Origin of the sequence: Pantoea sp. App145, assembly GCF_047947045.1 — a bacterium.
GTDB lineage: Bacteria > Pseudomonadota > Gammaproteobacteria > Enterobacterales > Enterobacteriaceae > Pantoea.
Genome location: NZ_CP133290.1, coordinates 3,990,985 through 4,013,278, shown reverse-complemented (window position 1 = coordinate 4,013,278; position 22,294 = coordinate 3,990,985). Strand labels below are relative to the sequence as shown.

The 22,294-nt window shown below is 54.3% G+C and carries 19 protein-coding genes; 10 read left to right on the top strand and 9 right to left on the bottom strand.

Annotation, left to right across the window (positions count from 1 at the left end):
* The first annotated feature begins 80 nt into the window (after window positions 1-80).
* From ppk1 to mgtE, 5 genes are all read left to right on the top strand, one after another.
* Window positions 81-2,141 carry a polyphosphate kinase 1 gene (gene ppk1 / locus RCF31_RS18540; protein WP_416411914.1) on the top strand — a complete coding sequence of 687 codons (2,061 nt, stop codon included), beginning with the start codon at window positions 81-83 and terminating at the stop codon, window positions 2,139-2,141.
* Window positions 2,142-2,146: 5 nt separating this feature from the next.
* Entirely contained in the window at window positions 2,147-3,670 is a 1,524-nt protein-coding gene (ppx, locus tag RCF31_RS18535) for an exopolyphosphatase (RefSeq protein ID WP_084876284.1), read from the top strand.
* Between the two features lie 12 nt (window positions 3,671-3,682).
* Window positions 3,683-4,282 (top strand): tellurite resistance methyltransferase TehB, encoded by a 600-nt coding sequence (gene tehB, locus RCF31_RS18530; RefSeq protein WP_313689086.1) that lies wholly within the window; start codon window positions 3,683-3,685, stop codon window positions 4,280-4,282.
* 131 nt (window positions 4,283-4,413) lie between these two features.
* The gene (locus RCF31_RS18525) at window positions 4,414-4,599 is read left to right on the top strand and encodes a YfgG family protein (protein WP_084876286.1); all 186 of its coding nucleotides are present in this window, start codon (window positions 4,414-4,416) and stop codon (window positions 4,597-4,599) included.
* Window positions 4,600-4,719: 120 nt separating this feature from the next.
* Entirely contained in the window at window positions 4,720-6,153 is a 1,434-nt protein-coding gene (mgtE, locus tag RCF31_RS18520) for a magnesium transporter (protein ID WP_299456126.1), read from the top strand.
* Here the strand turns inward: mgtE and RCF31_RS18515 are convergent.
* From RCF31_RS18515 to gcvA, 5 genes are all read right to left on the bottom strand, one after another.
* A complete protein-coding gene (locus RCF31_RS18515) occupies window positions 6,150-6,932 on the bottom strand; it encodes a DUF3750 domain-containing protein (RefSeq protein WP_299456124.1) in 783 nt (260 codons plus the stop codon). The genes mgtE and RCF31_RS18515 overlap by 4 nt on opposite strands.
* 74 nt (window positions 6,933-7,006) lie before the next feature.
* Window positions 7,007-7,834 (bottom strand): hypothetical protein, encoded by an 828-nt coding sequence (locus RCF31_RS18510; protein WP_416411913.1) that lies wholly within the window; start codon window positions 7,832-7,834, stop codon window positions 7,007-7,009.
* Between the two features lie 21 nt (window positions 7,835-7,855).
* Entirely contained in the window at window positions 7,856-8,782 is a 927-nt protein-coding gene (locus RCF31_RS18505) for a fatty acid desaturase family protein (protein ID WP_416411912.1), read from the bottom strand.
* A gap of 11 nt (window positions 8,783-8,793) precedes the next feature.
* Window positions 8,794-9,498 carry a class I SAM-dependent methyltransferase gene (locus RCF31_RS18500; RefSeq protein WP_416411910.1) on the bottom strand — a complete coding sequence of 235 codons (705 nt, stop codon included), beginning with the start codon at window positions 9,496-9,498 and terminating at the stop codon, window positions 8,794-8,796.
* Window positions 9,499-9,672: 174 nt separating this feature from the next.
* Window positions 9,673-10,572, bottom strand: a complete 900-nt coding sequence (gcvA, locus tag RCF31_RS18495; protein ID WP_416411909.1) for a transcriptional regulator GcvA — start codon at window positions 10,570-10,572, stop codon at window positions 9,673-9,675.
* A gap of 124 nt (window positions 10,573-10,696) precedes the next feature.
* Between gcvA and RCF31_RS18490 the strand changes: the two genes are divergently transcribed.
* The gene (locus RCF31_RS18490; RefSeq protein WP_416411907.1) at window positions 10,697-11,635 is read left to right on the top strand and encodes a DMT family transporter; all 939 of its coding nucleotides are present in this window, start codon (window positions 10,697-10,699) and stop codon (window positions 11,633-11,635) included.
* On the opposite strand, the gene RCF31_RS18485 is transcribed toward RCF31_RS18490, so the two are convergent.
* A complete protein-coding gene (locus RCF31_RS18485; RefSeq protein WP_416411906.1) occupies window positions 11,592-12,161 on the bottom strand; it encodes a TetR/AcrR family transcriptional regulator in 570 nt (189 codons plus the stop codon). The two genes, RCF31_RS18490 and RCF31_RS18485, sit on opposite strands and share 44 nt — an antisense overlap.
* A gap of 113 nt (window positions 12,162-12,274) precedes the next feature.
* Here RCF31_RS18485 and RCF31_RS18480 point away from each other — a divergent pair, with 113 nt between their 5' ends.
* Window positions 12,275-13,387, top strand: a complete 1,113-nt coding sequence (locus RCF31_RS18480) for an NADH:flavin oxidoreductase (protein WP_416411904.1) — start codon at window positions 12,275-12,277, stop codon at window positions 13,385-13,387.
* A 52-nt stretch (window positions 13,388-13,439) separates the two neighbouring features.
* Here RCF31_RS18480 and guaA read toward each other — a convergent pair whose 3' ends face one another.
* A complete protein-coding gene (guaA, locus tag RCF31_RS18475) occupies window positions 13,440-15,020 on the bottom strand; it encodes a glutamine-hydrolyzing GMP synthase (RefSeq protein WP_416411903.1) in 1,581 nt (526 codons plus the stop codon).
* A gap of 71 nt (window positions 15,021-15,091) precedes the next feature.
* A complete protein-coding gene (guaB, locus tag RCF31_RS18470) occupies window positions 15,092-16,558 on the bottom strand; it encodes an IMP dehydrogenase (RefSeq protein ID WP_084876297.1) in 1,467 nt (488 codons plus the stop codon).
* A 170-nt stretch (window positions 16,559-16,728) separates the two neighbouring features.
* Here guaB and xseA point away from each other — a divergent pair, with 170 nt between their 5' ends.
* Genes xseA through RCF31_RS18455 form a run of 3 tightly spaced genes read left to right on the top strand, consistent with a single transcriptional unit; the run spans window position 16,729 to window position 19,507 of the window.
* Window positions 16,729-18,102: an exodeoxyribonuclease VII large subunit gene (gene xseA / locus RCF31_RS18465; protein WP_416411902.1), complete on the top strand. Its 1,374-nt coding sequence runs from the start codon at window positions 16,729-16,731 to the stop codon at window positions 18,100-18,102.
* Between the two features lie 59 nt (window positions 18,103-18,161).
* Window positions 18,162-19,175 (top strand): M4 family metallopeptidase, encoded by a 1,014-nt coding sequence (locus RCF31_RS18460; protein ID WP_416411901.1) that lies wholly within the window; start codon window positions 18,162-18,164, stop codon window positions 19,173-19,175.
* Window positions 19,172-19,507, top strand: coding sequence for a protealysin inhibitor emfourin (locus RCF31_RS18455; RefSeq protein WP_299456101.1), 336 nt, complete (start codon window positions 19,172-19,174; stop codon window positions 19,505-19,507). Before RCF31_RS18460 ends, RCF31_RS18455 begins: the two co-directional genes overlap by 4 nt.
* Before the next feature lie 70 nt (window positions 19,508-19,577).
* On the opposite strand, the gene RCF31_RS18450 is transcribed toward RCF31_RS18455, so the two are convergent.
* A complete protein-coding gene (locus RCF31_RS18450) occupies window positions 19,578-22,007 on the bottom strand; it encodes a glucose/quinate/shikimate family membrane-bound PQQ-dependent dehydrogenase (RefSeq protein WP_299456099.1) in 2,430 nt (809 codons plus the stop codon).
* Between the last annotated feature and the right edge of the window lie 287 nt (window positions 22,008-22,294).

Below are 22,294 nucleotides of genomic sequence, written 5' to 3'. Positions count from 1 at the left end.
TCGCCATAATGGTGACGGACACTGAGCGAAAGCCCCTTTTCGCCGGACACCCCGTCCAGCAACAGCATCACGGAGTCAGAATGGGTCAGGAAAAGCTGTATATAGAAAAAGAATTAAGCTGGTTATCATTTAATGAACGCGTGTTACAGGAAGCAGCGGATAAAAGTAACCCGCTGATTGAACGTATGCGTTTCCTCGGGATCTATTCGAACAACCTTGATGAGTTTTATAAAGTCCGCTTCGCGGATTTGAAACGTCGCATTCTGATCGGTGAAGAACAAGGATCGCCCAGCACCCCACGCCATCTGCTGAAGAAAATTCAACTACGGGTGCTGAAATCCGACCAGGAATTTGACGCGCTGTATAACGAATTGCTGCTGGAGATGGCGCGTAATCAGATCTTCCTGATTAATGAACGTCAGCTGTCGCCCAATCAGCAGGTCTGGCTGCGGTATTACTTCAAGCACCAGCTGCGCCAGCATATCACGCCGATTCTGCTCAACCACGACACCGATTTAATCGAATTCCTTAAGGACGATTACACCTATCTGGCGGTGGAAATCATTCGTGGTGAAGACAAACGCTATGCCCTGCTGGAGATTCCGTCCGATAAAGTGCCGCGTTTCGTTAACCTGCCGGCCGAGTCACCCCGCCGTCGTAAACCGATGATCCTGCTGGACAACATTCTGCGCTATTGCCTTGATGAAATTTTCAAAGGCTTTTTCGATTATGATTCGCTGAATGCCTACTCCATGAAGATGACGCGCGATGCCGAGTACGATCTGGTCACTGAGATGGAATCCAGCCTGCTGGAACTGATGTCCTCCAGCCTGAAACAGCGCCTCAACGCCGAGCCGGTGCGCTTCGTGTATCAGCGTGATATGCCGGATGAAATGGTGGAGATGCTGCGTCATAAGCTCTCTATCTCCAACTATGACTCGGTGGTGCCGGGCGGCCGTTACCATAACTTCAAAGATTTCATCAGTTTCCCGAATGAAGGTAAAAGCAATCTGGAGAATCGCCCGTTACCGCAGATTCGTCATATTGGCTTTGATGGCTTCCGCAACGGCTTTGATGCCATTCGCAACCGCGATGTGCTGCTCTACTATCCGTACCATACTTTCGAGCATGTGCTGGAACTGCTGCGCCAGGCTTCCTTCGACCCCAGCGTGCTGGCGATCAAAATCAACATCTACCGTGTGGCGAAAAACTCGCGCATCATGGATGCGATGATCCACGCGGCCTACAATGGCAAAAAAGTGACGGTGGTGGTGGAATTGCAGGCGCGCTTTGATGAGGAAGCCAACATCCGCTGGGCGAAGCGCCTGACCGAGGCTGGCGTCCACGTGATTTTCTCTGCGCCAGGTCTGAAAATTCACGCCAAACTGTTCCTGATCTCGCGTCGCGAAGGGGACGAGATTGTGCGCTACGCACATATCGGCACCGGTAACTTCAACGAAAAAACCGCACGCCTTTATACTGACTATTCTTTGTTAACTGCGGATGCGCGTATCACCAATGAAGTCCGCCGGGTGTTTAACTTTATTGAAAACCCGTATCGTCCGGTGAGTTTCGACCATCTGATGGTGTCGCCGCAAAATTCGCGCAATATGCTTTATCAATTGATTGATAACGAAATTGCCAACGTGCAGCAGGGTATTCCAGCGGGTATTACGTTGAAAATCAATAACCTGGTGGATAACGGTCTGGTGGATCGGCTGTATGCGGCGTCATCTGCCGGAGTAAAAGTGAACCTGCTGGTACGCGGTATGTGCTCGCTGATCCCGGATTTACCCGGCATTAGCGAAAATATTCGCGTGATTAGTATCGTTGACCGCTACCTGGAGCACGACCGCGTCTATATTTTCGAAAACGGTGGCGATAAAAAAGTGTATCTCTCCTCTGCGGACTGGATGACACGCAATATCGATTATCGTATTGAAGTGGCGGTGTCGATCCTGGACCCTCGTCTGAAAGAGCGCGTCCTGGATATCATTGCCATCCTGTTTAGCGATACAGTAAAAGCCCGTATCGTCGACAAAGAACTGAGTAACCGTTATGTGCCGCGCGGCAACCGCCGGAAGGTGCGCTCGCAGCTGGCGATTTACGATTACATCAAGAAACTGGAACAACCTGAATAATTCCTATGCCAATTTCCCATAAGAGTACGCCGAAGCCACAGGAGTTTGCGGCCATTGACCTCGGCTCCAACAGTTTTCATATGGTGATTGCCCGTGTGGTGGATGGTGCCATGCAGGTGCTGGGACGACTCAAGCAACGTGTGCATCTGGCCGATGGGCTGGATGCACAGAATCGCCTGAGCGAAGAGGCGATCCAGCGCGGGCTGAGCTGCCTGGCGCTGTTTGCCGAGCGCCTGCAAGGGTTCAGCCCGGCTAACGTCACCATCGTGGGGACGCATACGCTGCGTCAGGCGATTAACGCTGAAGAGTTTCTGCAACGGGCGGCCGACGTCATCCCCTACCCGATTGAAGTGATTTCCGGCAATGAAGAAGCACGTCTGATCTTTATGGGCGTGGAACATACGCAGCCGGAGAAAGGCCGTAAGCTGGTGATCGATATCGGCGGCGGCTCGACCGAGTTGGTGATTGGCGAAGATTTCGAACCGCAGCTGGTGGAAAGCCGCCGTATGGGTTGCGTCAGCTTTGCCCAGCTGTATTTCCCCAAAGGGGAAATCTCGCCGGAAAATTTCCGTCGCGCCCGTCTGGCGGCGGCGCAAAAGCTGGAAACCCTGGCCTGGCAATATCGCCTGCATGGCTGGCAGTACGCGCTGGGCGCGTCTGGCACCATCAAAGCCGCCTGTGAAGTGCTGCTGGCCATGGGCGAGAAAGAAAAGCTGATTACCCCGGAGCGGCTGGACCAGCTGTATAACGAGGTGATCAAGCACAAATCTTTTGCAGCACTTAGCCTGCCGGGCCTGTCTGAAGAACGTAAAGCGGTGTTTGTGCCTGGACTGGCAATTCTGTGTGGCGTCTTTGATGCGTTGGCGATTCGCGAGCTGCGTCTGTCCGATGGTGCCCTGCGCGAAGGCGTGCTGTATGAAATGGAAGGCCGCTTCCGCCACCAGGATATCCGCAGCCGTACCGCTCAAAGTCTGGCAAACCATTACGCCATCGATAACGAGCAGGCGCGTCGCGTGCTGGAAACCACCGAGCAACTGTATCTGCAATGGCTCGACCAGAACCCGAAGCTGGCGAATCCGCAACTGGCGGCCCTGCTGAAATGGGCGGCAACCTTGCATGAAGTCGGGCTGACCATCAACCACAGCGGCATGCAGCGTCACTCGGCCTACATCCTGCAATACACCAACATGCCAGGTTTTAATCAGGATCAACAGATGCTGCTGGCGATGCTGGTACGCTTCCACCGTAAAGCGGTGAAGGTGGATGAAATGCCACGTTTCACCTTGTTTAAGAAGAAGCAGTTTCTGCCGCTGGTTTTCCTGCTGCGTCTTGGCACCCTGCTGAATAATCAGCGCCAGGCCACCACGCGCCCGGATACGCTGAAGCTGAATACCGATGACGGACACTGGACGCTCACTTTCCCGGCGGGCTACTTCAGCCAGAACACGCTGGTGCAGCTGGATCTGGAGCGCGAGCAAAGCTACTGGAATGAAGTGACCGGCTGGAACCTGATTCTGCAAGAGGAGTAAACGCGGGTTATTATGACCATTCGTCCTGACAACTATTTCGCGGAAAAGTATGGCCTGACGCCACCACACTCGGAAGTGCTGGAAGCGCTGCCCAAATTAACACCCGGTAAGGTGCTGGATTTGGGCTGCGGCCAGGGCCGCAACAGTCTGTTTCTCAATCAACAGGGGTTTGATGTCACTGGCTGGGATAGCAATCCGCAAAGCCTGGCCCGGTTGCAGCAGATTATCCACGATGAGCAGCTGCAACATATCCGGGCGGAAGCCTGTGACCTGAACCAGGTCCGCTTCAACGGCGATTACCAGCTGGTGCTCTCCACCGTGGTGATGATGTTTCTGCAACCGGAAACCATTCCGCAGCTGATTGCCGATATGCAGGCCAGCACGGTGAAATATGGCTACAACCTGATTGTCGCCGCCATGGACACTGACGATTATCCCAATCCGCTCAACTTCCCGTTCACCTTTAAATCCGGTGAACTCAGTAACTACTATCGCAACTGGCATATCGTGAAATATAACGAGCATGTTGGTGAGCTGCATCGGCGTGATGAAAACGGCCAGCGAATCCGCTGCCGCTTCGCTACGCTGCTGGCGCAAAAAGCCAGTTACTGATTGGTCGCGGCGCAGATGCGCCGCCATTTTTAACCTTTTCTGCTCATTTTTCACACAGCGATTGCTTTACCGATCTAAGTATGACTAAATGTTGCTATCGCCCAAATGGGTATCTACAGGAATCACCCCGCGTGAATAACGCTTTCCCCGCACGAAGACGTCCCAAAACCGGTTCGATGACGCGCATTGTTTTGCTGATCAGTTTTTTCATTTTGGTTGGCCGTCTGATTTTCACTATTCCAGGTGCCATCGAGCATCATCAGCAGAAGAAAGCCACGCCCGATCCGGTGACGCAAAGCAGTACCGACACGCGTTAAAGGAATTTGCGAGTCACTGCACCTTCACATTGCCCTGTGCGACAATGCAACCTGTTATGTCCTGTTGACCCGTAACGCACTACACTTCGACCTGACAATTACAGACACAAAGGACGCGTTATGTCTGCTTCGCCCGCGCAACAACTGACTGAAACCCGCCATCGCATTCTCAACCTGCTGCTTACTCAACACGATTTAGTGGATGTTCTGCTGGATAAATCGGTGGATTTGTCTGCCAGTGAGCTGAAGGAGATCAACGGCTGGCGTCAGCAGCTGGAAAGTGATTTGCAGATGATGCACGCCGCGGATTTGGCCGACATTCTCGAAGCGCTGCCGCATGTCGAGCGTCAGGCACTGTGGCGCTTAGTTCCCTGTGAACAACGTGGTCGGGTATTGGTTGAAGCCTCCGATACTGTCTGGGCCAGCCTGACCGAAAACATGACCGATCGCGAGATCCTGCGCGCCATCGAGCCGCTGGATCTTGACGACCAGGCTTATCTGGCACGCTATCTGCCGCGCGATCTGACCGGACGCCTGCTGACCACGCTGGATCCCAGCCAGCGTGCGCATGTGCTCAGCGTGGAAGAGTTCGACCGTGACCAGGTAGCGCGTATCATGGATTTCAACATCCTGACGGTGCGCGCGGATGTCACACTGGCCACCGTGCAGCGTTTTTTGCGCCGCCATAAAACCATGCCGGATGGCACTGATAAGCTATTTATCACCGATAAAAGCAACCAATTGCTGGGCGAACTGCCGCTCACCACCATCCTGCTTAATCCGCCCAGCACGCGGGTTGAAAGCGTTATGAACGCCAAACCCACCACCTTCCAGCTTAACGATAAAGCGGAAGACGCGGCAGGCGCATTTGAACGTTATAACCTGATTTCTGCCGCGGTCACCGATGCAAAAGGCAAGCTGATTGGCCGCGTTATCGTCGAGGACGTGATTGACCTCGTCAACGAAGAGAACGAAAGCAATATCCGTAAAATGGGCGGCATCAGCCAGGAAGAGGATGTGTTCGCGCCGGTACGTAAAGCGGTAAGCAAACGCTGGGCGTGGCTGGCGATTAATCTTTGCACCGCGTTTGTTGCCTCGCGCGTGATCGGCCTGTTTGAAGCCACCATCTCGCAACTGGTGGCGCTGGCAACCCTGATGCCGATCGTGGCCGGGATTGGCGGTAATACCGGCAATCAAACCATCACCATGATTGTGCGCGCGCTGGCGTTGCATCAGGTGGAACCGGGCAACTTTTCGTTTCTGATCCTGCGCGAGCTTGGCGTCGCGTTGCTAAACGGCGTGTTCTGGGGCGGCATTATGGGCGGGGTCACCTGGATGATGTACGACAATCTGGCGCTGGGAGGGGTGATGATGCTGGCGATGGTGCTCAACCTGCTGCTGGCTGCGTTGATGGGGGTGCTGATCCCACTGATCATGACCAAACTGAAACGCGACCCGGCAGTCGGCTCCAGCGTGCTGATCACCGCCATCACCGATACCGGGGGCTTTTTTATTTTCCTCGGGCTGGCTACGCTGTTTTTACTGCACCATTAACCCGGCGGGTTATCCTGCTGAACATTGTCGCTACCGATGCCACCAATAAAGGGTAAGCGCAGACGGAACGGGCTGAAATCCAGCCCCATATTCAGGCCCAGCACATTCAGTTCAAACCCTTCCTCAGCGCCGACTGTCACCCCAGCCAGCCCCAGCACGGATACCTGAATGCCTCGTCCCGATGGCGGTAGCCCCACCGGATTCCACAGCGGCCGGTAATCCTTCCCTACCGCGTTTGCGGGTAAATCCAGTTCCAGTGCCGGAACTTCACGGCCAATATGGGCAAGAAACGTATTGCTGTTCGGACCCGGCCAGGCGTGATAAGTCTGGGGCCACGGATAGGATTTGATGGCGGCTTCAATCTGCGGAATCATCGCCTGCGCCGCCGCACCGCGATGCTCCACCAATAGCCTTGGCCGTGCGCCATACCAGTAACCATCCGGGACATTGGCGTTGTGGCGCACTTTGTCATCGCTGCCCCAGCTAATCACCTCATAACGGTTGTATTGCGTTTCACCGGCGCGCTTAAAGATGATCCACGGATGGACCGCCACCGCCCCCTTCCAGCCATAGGTCGGGGCCGCATAAACCTGCACAATCGCTTCCGACGCATGGCTGCGCGGGTCGGGGGCGATACCTGCTGAATCACGCCGCGCTGACCACCAGCCATCACGCTCGCTGGTGGCACCAACGCTATGCGTGGCACGCGCCAGGCTGGCACAAAGCGACAACAGGATGATCATAACAACGCAGAGTGAAAACGCTTTAAGGGTCAGCATAGTGGCGTCCAGCGGGAAATCGGCAAGGCAGCATAGCCTGTCTGATATTTACCCGCTTAACGCGGTGTGGCAGATTACTTTTTCGGTGTCAGTTGCAAAAAACGCATCATGCAGGGCCGACGTTCAGAGGTAAACAGCAGACGATTGTCATCCGTCATATCTCTTAATTCAGGCAGATGACTGGTGGTGCGATCAATACGCTCAACCATTTCAATGTCAAAGAAGAGATGGGCATTACGCAACAGCTGCGTATATTTGGTGAGGAAATCCTCTACCCAGTTATGCACTTCGATGATGATGGTGCAGGATTGGAGTTTCGCTAAAAAGGCCGGATTCAGCAGCTCGAACTCAAAACCTTCGATATCAATTAATACCAGCGCCCGTTGCAATTCTTCTGGTAACAACGAGGCCAGACTCTGCTCATTGGCTTCGCCGAAGATCTTTAGCTCTCCCGGTGAGTGATTACGTTGCCAGTTCGCCAGAATCGTTTGCTGGCCTTTTTCCGACTGTTCAAAACAGATGCAATTGCGGATTTTTTGCGAAAGCAGCATGCCAATGGCGTAATAACCATCCGCTGCACCAATATCAATAAAATGAGAGAACCGATTATCTGGCAGCGCCTCAATAAAATTGAGCAGCTCTTTTTCATATAAACCAAGGCACTGAGAACCTAAATCGAGTTTGCCCCACCAGGTCTCACGGTTTAATTGCAGACCTTTAAACGGTCCGTATTTAACCCTGCCCTCAACAGAATCAAAAACCTCCAGCGAAATCCTTTCCTGCCTTTCGCGCACCGTCTCTTTTTGCCATGACGCACGTTGTTCGGCAGTGGCTTTTTCTGCTCTGGCAATCATTGGCGCGAAATAGTCTTCTTCCGCAGCAATGAGTTCTTCAATATTCATTTCACTCTCCATATAAGCTGTCTACAGCGCGATCGCCTGCTGTTTATGCCTCACTTCCTGCCAGAAGGTGGTAAAGAGATAACCTGCGCCAACCTCTTCAAACGTCACACCGGCTGCTTTTAAGCGCTGGTTCAGCTCAGGCAAATGATAATAAGGAATGGACGGCATAATATGATGTTCACAATGGTAATTCATATTGGCATAGAGAAATGCCAGCCACACCGGCAACGTGATGGTACGGGAATGACCTAATGGCCCATTATCTTTCTGCTCCTCCAGCCCCAAATGTTGGGCCTGGGCCAGCATGCGATTGGGCAACTGACAGGAGAACTGAGCAACAAAATAAGCCAGTACCACCCACCCGCTATGCGTGGCAAGATACACAGCCAGATAGATCAACCCATTAATAATCAAAACTTCAGCAGCTGCTCGCTGGATATTGACTTTAATGGCCGAAAACGAGGCGGGAATAATACCGCAGGCGTTTTTAATAGTGTAAGTCACCTTCCGCCACATAAAGGTATAATCGAACAGGGCGTAACGAATAATGTTCGCGATACTCCAGTTCTGAAAACTGTGCCCTTCATCGTCATCATCACTGAAGGTTTTGCTGTGATGACGCATATGGCTCGCTTCAAAAAATGCCCGATTATTAAATGTCACAGCAGCCGAAAAGCGAAACAGCAGTTGATTCGCCCACTTTGCTGAAAATACTCGCTTGTGAAAAAGCTCATGGGCATAACCCGCATAGCCCCAGAAGCTGTGCACAAAACCGAGCAAAAAAATGGTTAAAACCAGCAGAAAAATATGATGCTGAGTTTTGTACAACATATAAATCAGCAATAACTCAATCCCCAGACGCAGGGCAAGATGCAACGAGGCGACCCGGTTGTTGGTTGCTGATAATTTTCTTAAAACACTTTTGTCGATTACCTCAGTAATGCGCATTTTGCCCCCGGTCAAAAGCCAGTAAAGGCAAAGGCACACAACGAATTTTTCACGTGAAATATTTTCAGGTCATCACGGGAATTCAGATATTGCGTCACGTCGCTGTGAATACCTGAAGCATAATCATGCCAAATCACCACGCCTTTGCGTACCGCCTGCAAAGCGTTTTCGGTATCGCTTTTAATAATGTCCCAGGCATGTCCGCCATCAACAAATACATAATCCAGCTCACCAAATGCCTGCTGAAAATTAACCTGGGTCGAATCCTTTTTAATCAGATTAACTCGTTCCCGTTGTTCTGTGGTTAAGTTTTTCAGATACACCGCCCCTTCAATGGATTGGGTGTGGCGCAGGAAATCATCATTCACATCACCATCGGTGAGGATTTTATCGCTATCAAACTGCGTTTCCAGGCAGGCGTCAGTGGGCAAATCGAGAGAGAATATTTTGGCATCGCTATTCAGTGCCAGCAGCGTGGTGGAATAGCCAAGATAAGTGCCGACTTCGAGCACGCTTTTAGGCTGGGTGATTTTCAGCAGGCTAAGCAGGACAATCTGATCAACCAGCGTAATGCTGCCAATTTCCACTGGCGGGAACAGGGTGGAAATTTGCTCATCAGCTGAGCAGATATTTTTCAGGGTGAGAAGGTCTTTTAACTTTATTTCATTGATTCCATTACCATAGCCGGACAAAAAATCAATAACTGAACTGTTCACACCCTTCTCCTCAAACCTTGCTGCCGCGCTTTGCCATCGTTTTGTTCTGAACCACCGTTGTCAGGGCCACGGAACAGAAACACATTTTCGCTATCTTAACGTTTCGCTCTGATGCGCCGTGGGGGAAATAACAAGCTGTTTTGCGGATAATTCTACGGATTGGGATGAAAGGGTTCAGGCTGGATATTCGTTTTTGTCTGCCGCTGCCGCGGCGATCAACCAGTCACGGAAGCGTCGGCTCATCCGTTGCAACACGGCAGACTCGTCGTACACAAGGTAGTAAGCGATAGGAGATGCCACCTCGACCTGGAGTGGATTAACCAGCGTGCCCTGCTCAAGCTCCTCCCTGACCAGCGACCGCCGGACCAGCGCCATCCCTTTCCCTGCCAGTGCCGCTTCGATCACGCCATTAGAATCGACAAATACTGGCCCTTTATGGGTTTCGGCATCATTGATACCCACGGCACGGAACCAGAGTCCCCAGTCCATACGGTGCTCATCATGCAACAACGTATAACGGGTGATATCCAGCGGAGTCAGCAGGGTTTCTCCCGCAGCAAGCAGGCGCGGACTGCATACCGGACGCAACCGGTCATTGAGCAAACATTGCGACTCCAGCCCCGGATAGACACCCATACCATGCCGCACCGCAAAATCGATCCCTTCCGCAAGTAAATCGACCTTACGGTTGGTGGTGCTGATCTGAACCTCAACCCCTGGATTATCCTTTTCAAACGCCGCTAATCGCGGCAGCAGCCACTGGATAGCAAAGCCACTGGTGCAGCTGACGGTAATTTTATTGGGTTTGCCTTCATCCATTAACCGCTGGGTCGCTTCCGCAATCTGGCTGAAGGCAGGCCGTATAGCGCGTAGATAGATACGCCCCTCGGTAGTTAATTCGAGCTGACGTGGACTGCGGATAAAAAGCCGGATGTTAACCGTCTCTTCAAGTTTGGTAATCTGCTGGCTAACGGCACTGGGTGTGACACATAACTCTGCGGCAGCTTGTTTCATACTGAGATGCCTGGCGGCAGACTCAAAACACATCAGCGCATGTAGCGGCGGAAGTTTCATCGATGCCTCATAACCATAAGTTAGAAAAACTTAATCCAGGAAGAAATTATGGTTTGAATAATACGTCGATCAGGCTCAAAGTCATTTGAACGATTAAGTTTAGCTAACCATAGGAAATTTTGATATGCGCCTCGCAGATTATATCAGGCTGATCGTTCTCGCGGCGATTTGGGGAGCCAGCTTCCTGTTTATACGCATCGCTGCCCCGCAGTTCGGTGCCATTAACACCGCGTTTTTGCGTGTCTTTTTCGGTTTTGTCGGACTGGCGGCGATACTTTTCGTGACAGGTTCATCGTGGCAATTTGCGGGCAAATTTCGCGCATCGCTGATTCTCGGCATCATTAACTCTGGCCTGCCATTTTTTATGTACTGCCTGGCAGCAAAATGGTTACCGGCTGGCTATTCCGCCATCCTTAATGCCACCACGCCACTGATGGGGGCCATCATCGGCTTTGCCTTCTTCAGTGAAAAACTGACACCGCGCAAATGGGGCGGCGTAGTGCTGGGACTGGCAGGCATTGTGGTCATCACCGCGATGGGGGAAACCCATTCCGCCAGCAGCACGCTGGCCGGTGTTATTGCCTGCCTGGTGGCTACCGGTTGTTACGGGGTCGCCGGATTCCTGACGCGTCGCTGGATCTCCGATCGCGGCGGCCTTGATCCGAAAATCGTGGCATTTGGCAGCCAGATTGGTGCCAGCCTGTTTCTGCTGCCGTTTTTTGCTTTCTCAGTGGCCAGCGGGCCGCAGGTAAACTGGCATCAGCCCGCCGTCTGGGCCAGCGTGATCGCTGTCGGGCTGATCTGTACCGCGTTTGCTTATATCCTCTATTTCAGGTTAATCGCTGATATTGGTCCGCTACGCTCCCTCACCGTGACCTTCCTGATCCCGCCCTTTGGCGTGCTATGGGGCTACCTGGTGCTGGGTGAAACCCTTTCTGGTGGGTTTGTTATCGGCGCAGTGATTGTGTGTCTGGCGGTATGGATGATTGTAACGCCAGGGAAAGTGACCACGGGCGCCGCTAAACTCTCAACAACTTTGCCAGCAACACGGAAGCCCAGGTGAAGTCAGGTAGCGTGTGCGAAAAAAGAATACGGTAAATGATGGGTGCAATCAGCTCATCCATCACCCGTTCCGTTCCAGGGGGGATCTCGCCACGTTGTATGGCGCGCTGGCGGATAGCATCGATTTGTTCGACGTGCCGCCGTTGGCAGCGCACACGATATTCATCGCTCTCCGCCGCCGCAATTTCGCTCAGTAATTTACGCCCGGTTTCTGTCGCCAGCTCATCAACATACTCCTCCAGCCAGCGACTGAAATCTTCGTGCATGTTGCCGGTATCTTCCGGTTCTGAATCCGGTAAAAGCTTTTGCAGCGCAATATCCGAGAGTAGCTGGCTCAGCGAACCCCAGCGCCGATAAATGGTGGTGGGATTGACGGCAGCCTCCTGCGCGATGGCATGCACGCTCAAACCCTCATCCCCCTTCTCTGCCCGCAGGCGTGCTACCGCCGCATAAACTGCCGCCTGAATACGCGCCGCACGCCCACCCGGGCGCGGTGCCGAGCGTGTATTAACCTCATTCTCACTCATCTTGCTTCCTGTCATCGCTGTTGCTGTCACTATAAAAGCAAAAAAGTTGCTTTTATGCGAGAGGAGATCTATAAAAGCAACAAAATTGCTTTTATCATCTCACGGAGAAGATCATGCATTCCACCAGCCTTTTGTTTTCCCCTTATCAGCTGAAAAATCTACTTCTGCCCAACCGGGTGGTGATGGCCCCCATGACCCGTTCCTTTTCTCCAGGTGGCATCCCCACACCGGAGATGGCCGCTTATTATCGACGCCGTGCCGCTGCTGGTGTCGGGTTAATCATCACTGAAGCAACGGGTATTAACCGCCCGGCGTCCGTTAATGAACCCGATGTGCCGGTTTTCCACGGTGAAGCCGCTTTGGCAGGCTGGAAAAGAGTGGTCGATGAGGTGCATGCGGCAGGCGGAAAAATCATGCCGCAGCTGTGGCATGTCGGAACCAAGCGTTCCATTTTCCATGCAGACTGGCAAGTAGCAGCCAGCTTTGAAGGCCCTTCGAGTTTATCGATCGCGGGAGAATCCGTCGGCAACCCAATGAGTGATGCGGATATTGCCGACACGATTGATGCCTTTGCTGACGCCGCTGTGAACGCAGAGCAGTTAGGCTTTGACGGCATAGAACTGCATGGCGGCCATAGTTATCTCATCAACCAGTTTTTCTTCGGCCACCTCAACCAGCGTCAGGATCGCTGGGGCGGAGAGTCGCTGCTGGCGCGATCACGCTTCGCGATTGAAGTCCTGCAAGCGATTCGCCAGCGAGTCAGCGCCGATTTTCCCGTCCTGTTTCGCTTTTCGCAGTGGAAAGCCCAGGCGTTTGATTCCCGCATCGCCGAAACACCCGATATTTTGGCTGACTGGCTGAATGCGCTGGTCAATGCCGGTGTGGATGCCTTTGACTGTTCTCAGCGCCACTACTGGGATGCCGCATTCCCTGAGGTTGATAAGACGCTGAATATGGCCGGGTGGGTGAAAAAACTCACCGGTGTCACCAGCATCGCCGTGGGCGCAGCCGGGCTAAGTGGTGATGTCTTTTCCTCGCTGGCGGGCAAATGCTTTGCCACGGCACCGCTCGACCCGCTGCTGGAAAGGCTGGAAAATGGCGAGTTCGATTTGATGATGGTGGGCCGCCCGTTGTTGCAGGATCCACAATGGCTGGAAAAGATTCGTCTGGGGCAGTGGGATCAGCTGGCGGGGTTTAATACCGGGGCGTTGAAGACCTTGTATTAAAAAAAAGCCCGCAATCACGCGGGCTTCACTTTTTCGGCAACTGGGGTGGAAATTATTCCCACTCGATCGTCGCTGGCGGCTTACCAGAAATATCGTAAACCACGCGGGAGATACCGTTCACTTCATTGATGATGCGGTTGGAGACGCGGCCAAGGAAGTCATACGGCAGGTGCGCCCAGTGAGCGGTCATAAAGTCGATGGTTTCCACTGCGCGCAGTGACACCACCCAATCATATTTACGACCATCACCCATCACACCGACAGAACGCACCGGCAGGAACACGGTGAATGCCTGGCTGACTTTGTTGTAGAGGTCAGCTTTGTGCAGTTCTTCGATAAAGATGGCATCAGCACGACGCAGCAGGTCGCAATACTCTTTCTTCACTTCGCCCAGCACACGCACGCCGAGGCCCGGACCCGGGAACGGGTGACGGTACAGCATGGCGTACGGCAGGCCGAGTTCCAGACCGATTTTGCGCACTTCGTCTTTGAACAACTCTTTCAGCGGCTCAACCAGACCCAGCTTCATCTCTTTCGGCAGACCGCCCACGTTGTGGTGCGATTTGATCACGTGCGCTTTGCCGGTGGCAGAAGCCGCAGATTCGATCACGTCCGGGTAGATGGTGCCCTGTGCCAGCCATTTCACGTCGGTCAGTTTGCTGGCTTCTTCGTCGAAGACTTCCACAAACACGCGACCGATGATCTTACGTTTGGCTTCCGGATCGTTCTCACCCGCCAGCGCGTCAAGGAAACGAGCCTCAGCTGCAACGTGGACAATGTTCAGACCGAAGTGGTCACCAAACATCTCCAGCACCTGGTCCGCTTCGTTCAGACGCAGCAGGCCGTTATCGACGAATACGCAGGTCAGACGGTCGCCAATCGCGCGGTGCAGCAGCATCGCAGTGACGGAAGAATCGACACCACCAGACAGACCAAGGATTACTTTGTCTTGACCTACCTGCTCACGAATACGCTCAACCGCGTCTTCGATGATTTTGGCCGCAGTCCACAACGCTTCACAGCCGCAGATATCGCGCACAAAACGCTCCAGCATGCGCAGGCCCTGACGGGTATGGGTGACTTCCGGGTGGAACTGCACGCCGTAAAAACGCTTCTCTTCGTTCGCCATAATGGCAAACGGACAGGTTTCGGTGCTGGCTACGGTAACGAAATCCGCCGGGATCGCCGTCACTTTATCACCGTGGCTCATCCAGACATCCAGCAACGGTTTACCTGCATCGCTGATGGCATCTTCGATGTCACGAATCAGCGCGCTCGGCGTGGTCACTTCAACCTGCGCATAACCAAATTCACGCTCTGTGGAGCCTTCAACCTTGCCCCCCAGCTGCATTGCCATGGTCTGCATGCCATAGCACACGCCCAGTACCGGCACGCCAGCGTTAAAGACATATTCCGGCGCACGCGGGCTGTTCAGCTCAGTGGTGCTTTCCGGACCACCAGAAAGAATGATGCCGTTCGGGTTGAACTGACGAATTTGCTCTTCGGTGACATCCCACGCCCAGAGTTCGCAGTAGACGCCCAGCTCACGCACGCGGCGCGCGACCAGTTGCGTATACTGAGAACCAAAATCGAGGATCAAAATGCGATGTTTATGAATATTTTCAGTCGTCATTGCGGCGTTTCCATGGGATGGACTTAATAATAAATTCGCCCGGCTGGAGCCGGGCGGTAAATCTTACGGGATTATGAACCCATGCGGTAGTTCGGCGACTCTTTGGTGATGGTCACGTCGTGCACGTGGCTTTCCGAGATGCCCGCGCCGCTGATGCGAACAAACTCTGCTTTGGTGCGCAGATCGTCAATGGTCGGACAACCGGTCAGACCCATACAGGAGCGCAGGCCACCCATCTGCTGGTGCACGATCTCTTTCAGGCGGCCTTTGTAAGCAACGCGACCTTCGATACCTTCCGGCACCAGTTTGTCAGCAGCGTTATCGCTCTGGAAGTAGCGGTCTGAAGAACCTTTGGACATCGCGCCCAGTGAACCCATACCACGGTAAGATTTGAATGAACGGCCCTGATACAGCTCGATTTCACCCGGAGATTCTTCGGTGCCGGCCAGCATAGAGCCGACCATCACCGCTGCCGCACCAGCGGCGATGGCTTTGGCGATGTCACCAGAGAAGCGGATACCGCCATCGGCGATAACCGGAATGCCCGTGCCTTCCAGCGCTTCTACTGCGTCAGAAACGGCAGTGATCTGCGGAACACCCACGCCAGTCACGATACGAGTAGTACAGATGGAGCCTGGGCCGATACCCACTTTCACCGCGCTCACACCGGCTTGCGCCAGCGCCAGTGCGCCTGCACCGGTCGCTACGTTGCCACCGATGATTTCGAGGTCCGGGTATTTCGCACGGGTTTCACGAATACGCTGCAACACGCCTTCAGAGTGACCGTGTGAGGAGTCAATCAGCAGAACGTCAACACCTGCCGCGACCAGCGCATCGACGCGCTCTTCGTTGCCCGCGCCTGCCCCCACCGCAGCACCCACACGCAGACGACCCTGCGCATCTTTACAGGCATTTGGTTTACGTTCGGCTTTCTGGAAATCTTTTACGGTGATCATGCCCAGCAGATGGAAGCTATCGTCCACCACCAGCGCTTTCTCAACACGTTTTTCGTGCATTTTCTGCAGCACGATGTCACGGGCTTCGCCCTCTTTCACCGTGACCAGGCGCTCTTTCGGCGTCATCACCGCTGAAACCGGCAGGCTCAGATCGGTAACGAAACGCACGTCACGGCCGGTAATGATACCCACCAGCTCGTTGTCGGCATTCACGACCGGGTAACCGGCAAAGCCGTTACGTTCGGTCAGCGCTTTCACGTCCGCCAGGGCGGTAGTTGGCAGCACGGTTTGTGGTTCAGTCACCACGCCGCTTTCATGTTTTTTCACCTTGCGAACTTCATCCGCCTGGCGCTCAATTGACATGTTTTTGTGGATAAAGCCCAGACCACCTTCCTGTGCCAACGCGATAGCCAGACCCGCTTCGGTCACGGTGTCCATTGCAGCGGAGAGCATAGGGATGTTCAGACGAATGTTTTTCGTCAGTTGGGTGCTGAGATCGGCCGTGTTAGGCAGAACGGTAGAATGAGCAGGAACGAGCAGAACGTCGTCAAATGTGAGTGCTTCTTTAGCGATTCGTAGCATGGCAATATCTCAACCTGGGGGTGAATGAGAACAGATAAAATATTGCCGCGGCATTATACAGGCCGAAATCGGTTGCCTCCAGTGTTTTTTCAGAAAAACTCTTGATCCTCTGTACCAGCCATGTAGTATCGGTTAATTAACCCTCTGATTTACTATTTGATCTCCATCACATGTCGCTACCGCCAACCGCCAATATTTTTACCGTTAGCCGCCTGAATACCACGGTGCGTCAACTGCTGGAAAATGAAATGGGGCTGGTGTGGCTCAGTGCAGAGATCTCCAATTTTACCCAACCCGCGTCCGGCCACTGGTACTTCACCCTGAAGGATGATGGTGCCCAGGTGCGTTGCGCCATGTTCCGTAACAGCAATCGCCGGGTAGCATTTCGTCCGCAGCATGGTCAGCAGGTGCTGGTACGTGCCAGCATCACGTTGTATGAACCGCGTGGCGATTATCAGCTGATTATTGAAAGCATGCACCCGGCAGGTGAAGGCTTGCTGCAACAGCAGTTTGAGCAGCTTAAAACCCGGCTGGCGGCGGAGGGTTTATTTGATCAGCAATTCAAGCAACCGCTGCCGGATCCGGCGCGTCAGGTCGGGGTGATTACCTCTGCCACTGGTGCCGCGCTACATGATGTGCTGCGCGTGCTGCATCGTCGCGATCCCTCCCTGCCGGTGGTGATTTATCCCACGGTGGTACAGGGAGTGGATGCCCCGGCGGCGATTGTGCGTGCTATCGAGCTGGCGAACCTGCGTGATGAGTGTGATGTGCTGATCGTCGGCCGTGGTGGCGGTTCACTGGAAGATTTGTGGAGTTTTAACGACGAACGCGTAGCACGGGCGATTTTCGCCAGTCGCCTGCCGATTGTCAGCGCAGTCGGGCATGAAACCGATGTCACGATTGCCGACTTTGTTGCCGACCTGCGCGCCCCCACGCCGTCCGCGGCCGCCGAACTGGTCAGCCGTAATCAGCTGGAGTTAGTTCGTCGCCTGCAATCACAGCAGCAGCGGCTGGAAATGGCGATGGATTACTACCTGGCGCAGCAGCAACGTCGCTTTACCCGTATGCAGCATCGGTTGCAGCAACAGCATCCCCAGCTGCGCCTGGCGCGCCAGAGCACCGCCCTGCTGCAACTGAAACAGCGTTTGACTGAGGCGATGGACCTGCGCCTGCGCAGCGCCAGCCGCCAGCAGGATCGCCTGATGCAGCGTCTGAACACCCAGCAGCCACAACCCCGCATCCTGCGTGCCCAGCAACAGCTTCAGCAGTGGCATTACCGTTTGCAGCAGGGGATGGAGCGGCAGCTCAACCATAATCGTCAGCGCTTTGGCACCCTGGCGGCGCAGCTGGAGGCGGTAAGCCCCCTGGCAACGCTGGCACGCGGTTTTAGCGTGACCACCGATACCCAGGGTCATGTGGTGAAAAAAATGCAGCAGCTGAGCAAAGGCGACTTGCTGCGTACCCGGCTGGATGATGGCTGGGTGGAAAGCGAAGTCACCGCATTGACCCCGCAAAAATCCACCGGGCGTAAATCCCGTACCTGAATCGCCCCGCAACATTCGATCTATACTTTCTGGCACATTCATCTGCCAGGGAGCCTGGTATGCCCTACAGTGTGATTCCACCCTATATTCTGCGCAATATTATTGCTCACGGCTCTGGCCCACAGCAGGATTACGCGCGTCGCACCCTCACCCATGTTCAGCATCTGATGGCTGCGCACCCGTACAGTACAACCCCTTCCGGCAGCGCGACACCCGGCCAGGTGGTACGCGCCATTTATGACGCCGAACAGACTCAGACCCTGCCCGGTACGCTGATTCGTCAGGAAGGTCAGCCCGGCAATGGCGATGTCGCCGCCGAGGAGGCCTGGGAGTATCTCGGCGTCACTTACGATTTCTACTGGCGCATCTATAAGCGCAACTCATTGGATAACAAGGGGTTGAAGCTGGATGGCACCGTTCATTACGGCAAGGAATACCAGAACGCCTTCTGGAACGGTCAGCAGATGGTGTTTGGCGACGGTGACGGTGAGATTTTCAATCGTTTCACCATCGCCATTGACGTGGTCGCGCACGAACTGACCCACGGGGTGACAGAAAGCGAAGCCGGGCTGGTTTACTTCGCCCAATCTGGCGCACTCAATGAGTCAATGTCGGATGTATTTGGTTCGCTGGTGAAACAATTTCATCAGCAGCAAACCGCCGATCAGGCTGACTGGATCATTGGTGAAGGGTTACTGGCTAAAGGGATCAACGGGCGCGGCTTGCGTTCTATGTCAGCTCCAGGCACCGCTTATGACGATCCGATGCTGGGTAAAGATCCGCAACCTGCCGATATGGCGCATTACATCGACACCCGTGACGACAACGGTGGCGTGCACCTGAATTCCGGCATTCCTAACCGCGCATTTTATCTCGCGTCAACTTCGCTGGGTGGCTTCGCCTGGGAGCTGGCAGGTCAGGCATGGTATGACACCTTATGTGATAAAAGCCTGCCTCAGAATGCAGATTTCAGTACCTTTGCCCGCTTTACCGTAGAGCACGCCGCCAAACGTTTTAACCGTTCGATCGCTGATGCGATTCAGAGCGCGTGGCAGCAGGTAGGTGTGACGTGAATATCCCTGAACTCACCGATGACGCGATTATCGAGCTGGCTCGTGAAGGCGGACTGGCCTTTATTCCGCGCCTGCGCACCGAACGACGTTTTGCGCTGGCGCAATTGCCCACGCCGCAGAAACAACGGATATGTGCGGTGCTGGAACAGGCAATGCCGCTGGGCGAGCCGGAAGATCAGGCTGCCAACATCGGGCGTGGTGATCAACGCTATTTTCGCATCCAGATCAGCTACGCCACCCATCAGCAAAGCGGGACAGTGGTGATTTTGATTCCGGAACAAGTCGCGCCACCCGAGCTGGAAGCGCTGTGGCGTGATGGTGAGCAGACATAAAAAAAGGACCGACGATGTCGGTCCTGTTTCTTAGCATCCAGCCAGCAGAGACTGGCCGGGAGCATCATCGTTACGGCAAGGCGTAGGCGATAACGTAATCACCACGGTCCGGAGACTGACGAGCACCACCTGCGGAGATCAGGATGTACTGTTTGCCAGTTTTCGGCGACACGTAGCTGATCGGGCCACCCTGGCTACCTACTGGCAGACGGGCTTTCCATACTTCTTTACCGGTTGAGCTGTCGAACGCACGCAGGTAGTAATCCTGAGTACCGGCGAAGAATACCAGGCCACCCTGCGTTGCCAGAGAGCCGCCCAGAGTCGGCATACCGATTGGCATCTGCGCGTGCATTTTAATACCGAACGGACCGGTATCCTGCACCGTACCTACCGGCACCTGCCAGACAATCTTACGGGTCTTCATATCAATCGCGGACATGGTACCGAACGGCGGAGCCTGGCACGGGATACCCAGCGGAGACATAAAGCGGTTTTTGTTAACAGCGTACGGCGTGCCTTTCAGCGGAACTGCACCCATACCGGCGTTGACAGACTCACCACCATTGCTGGCTGACGCTTTGCTGGTGTCCTGCGGAACCATCTGCACCCACAGGCCCAGACGCATATCGTTGACGAACATGTACTGGTTGTTTGGGTCAAACGAGATGCTGCCCCAGTTCATACCACCCAGTGAACCCGGGAAGCTGAGCGAGACATCGGTATCCGGCACAGTGAACAAGCCGTTGTAACGCATGGATTTGAAGCTGATACGACAGATCAGTTGGTCGAACGGTGTTGCACCCCACATGTCAGACTCTTTCAGGGTCTGATTACCAATGCTCGGCATTTCCACCGAATGCGGCTGGGTTTTGGTGTACTGCTCGTTCGGGATGTGACCCTGCGGCATCGGCAGCTCTTCAACCTTAGTTAAAGGCTTGCCAGTCAGGCGATCCAGCACCCAAATCATGCCAGTTTTCGCACCGATAACCACAGCAGGCTTGGTGGTGCCATCCTTCATCGGGAAGTCAACCAGGCTCGGCTGCATCGGCAGGTCGAAGTCCCACAGATCGTTATGCACGGTCTGGTAAACCCATTTCTCTTTACCGGTTGTCGCATCCAGCGCCAGAACCGAGGCACCGTATTTATGATCCAGTCGGGTACGATTTGCACCCCACAGGTCAACAGACGGGCTACCCATCGGCAGGAACACGGTGTTCATCGCCGGATCGTAGGACATCGGTGCCCAGGAGTTCGGGGTACTACGGGTGTAGTCTTTGCCCGGCATCAGAACCGCATTCGGGTCCACGTTGCCTGGGTCAAACGCCCAGCGCATCTGGCCCGTGATCACGTCGAAGCCACGCAGCACGCCGCCAGGCATGTCGGTTTTCACGTTATCGGCAACACGACCACCTACCACTACCGTGGTCCCCGCCAGTGCAGGAGCAGAAGTCAGCTGATAAAGCGGGTCTGGTGCATCGCCCAGGCCTTTTTTCAGGTCAACCGAACCGTGGTCACCGAAGTCTTCACAGTATTCACCGTTGTCGGCGTTGATAGCGATCAGGCGTGCATCGATGGTGTTCATCAGAATACGACGCTGACAGGTATCACCGGCAGCCAGAGTCACCGGAGTGACCGGCGTTGATCCAGGTTGAGTCGGCTGAGTCAGCGGCTTGGTCGCATCAAAGTACGCCAGGCCACGGCAGCGGTTCCACACCTGAGACTGGGCGTTAACTTCACGTTTCCAGATCTGCTTACCGGTGTCAGCCGCAACCGCGATCACGTTGTTGTGCGGAGTACACAGGAACAGGGTGTTGCCAACCTGCAACGGTGTTTCCTGATCTTCAGCACCGTTTCCGCCGGGGCTGATTGGGGTATCACCGGTGTGGAACGTCCAGGCCACTTGCAGGTCTTTCACGTTGTCACGGGTGATCTGGTCCAGCGCCACAAAACGGTCACCGCCCGGGGTGTTGCCGTAGTTTTCCCAGTTCTTCTGCTGTTTCGCTTTATCCACCGGAATCAGCGGCAGCTGTGTGCCTTCAAAAGCGACAGTCGGGTGCGGCTGGAACATCTGAACAAAGGTTGCCACCATACCAACGACAATCACCGCAGACAGCGTGTACGAGACTTTTGCCAGTGAGCTTTTGCCCTCAGCCTTACGCAGTGCAGGCCAGGTCAGGAACGCCAGCAGCATCAGACCCGCAGGTACCATCAGACGTGAAACCAGCGGCCAGAACACCCATCCCGCATCCACCAGCGCCCAAATCAGCGTACCGGCGAAGACCAGAATGAACAGCGTGACAGCTGAAGATTTACGACGGAAGAACTGAATCGCCGACAGTAACATTACGATACCGGCGATCAGGAAGTACCAGCTACCGCCGAGGGAGACCAGCTTGCCACCGCCGATGGCGAAGAACAGCCCGACGGCCAACAGGACCAGCCCTAATAACACAGACCAGATGCTCAACCCTTTACAGGGGCGAGCGGAATTTTCTGCCATAACACAAACTCTCCTGAAAAAATAAAGCGCTGGCGCCGGACATAGCATATTGCCCGGTCACAGATACCCTGCCGTGCCTGTTGCAGGAATCGTTCCGTTAACGTCTTTATTTTAGAACTATTGGTACGGGTGCGATGCCCGTGATGCAGTGCTTGTGAGGAAGGACACAGCGAAACGCTATTGAGACTTACCACAAGGCGGCAAGATTGTACCACCTGGTACATTAAGAAGTGAATATCCATAACGCAGGAGTTACTGCGCAATAGCATTTTTGCTACAAATCCAGT

Coding starts and splice junctions, on each gene's coding strand:
- guaB (WP_084876297.1), bottom strand. CDS start 16,558: ATGCTACGAATCGCTAAAGAAGCACTCACATTTGACGACGTTCTGCTC.
- RCF31_RS18485 (WP_416411906.1), bottom strand. CDS start 12,161: ATGAGTGAGAATGAGGTTAATACACGCTCGGCACCGCGCCCGGGTGGG.
- guaA (WP_416411903.1), bottom strand. CDS start 15,020: ATGACGACTGAAAATATTCATAAACATCGCATTTTGATCCTCGATTTT.
- ppk1 (WP_416411914.1), top strand. CDS start 81: ATGGGTCAGGAAAAGCTGTATATAGAAAAAGAATTAAGCTGGTTATCA.
- RCF31_RS18460 (WP_416411901.1), top strand. CDS start 18,162: ATGCCCTACAGTGTGATTCCACCCTATATTCTGCGCAATATTATTGCT.
- RCF31_RS18505 (WP_416411912.1), bottom strand. CDS start 8,782: ATGCGCATTACTGAGGTAATCGACAAAAGTGTTTTAAGAAAATTATCA.
- RCF31_RS18515 (WP_299456124.1), bottom strand. CDS start 6,932: ATGCTGACCCTTAAAGCGTTTTCACTCTGCGTTGTTATGATCATCCTG.
- mgtE (WP_299456126.1), top strand. CDS start 4,720: ATGTCTGCTTCGCCCGCGCAACAACTGACTGAAACCCGCCATCGCATT.
- RCF31_RS18480 (WP_416411904.1), top strand. CDS start 12,275: ATGCATTCCACCAGCCTTTTGTTTTCCCCTTATCAGCTGAAAAATCTA.
- RCF31_RS18490 (WP_416411907.1), top strand. CDS start 10,697: ATGCGCCTCGCAGATTATATCAGGCTGATCGTTCTCGCGGCGATTTGG.
- tehB (WP_313689086.1), top strand. CDS start 3,683: ATGACCATTCGTCCTGACAACTATTTCGCGGAAAAGTATGGCCTGACG.
- xseA (WP_416411902.1), top strand. CDS start 16,729: ATGTCGCTACCGCCAACCGCCAATATTTTTACCGTTAGCCGCCTGAAT.
- ppx (WP_084876284.1), top strand. CDS start 2,147: ATGCCAATTTCCCATAAGAGTACGCCGAAGCCACAGGAGTTTGCGGCC.
- RCF31_RS18510 (WP_416411913.1), bottom strand. CDS start 7,834: ATGAATATTGAAGAACTCATTGCTGCGGAAGAAGACTATTTCGCGCCA.
- gcvA (WP_416411909.1), bottom strand. CDS start 10,572: ATGAAACTTCCGCCGCTACATGCGCTGATGTGTTTTGAGTCTGCCGCC.
- RCF31_RS18450 (WP_299456099.1), bottom strand. CDS start 22,007: ATGGCAGAAAATTCCGCTCGCCCCTGTAAAGGGTTGAGCATCTGGTCT.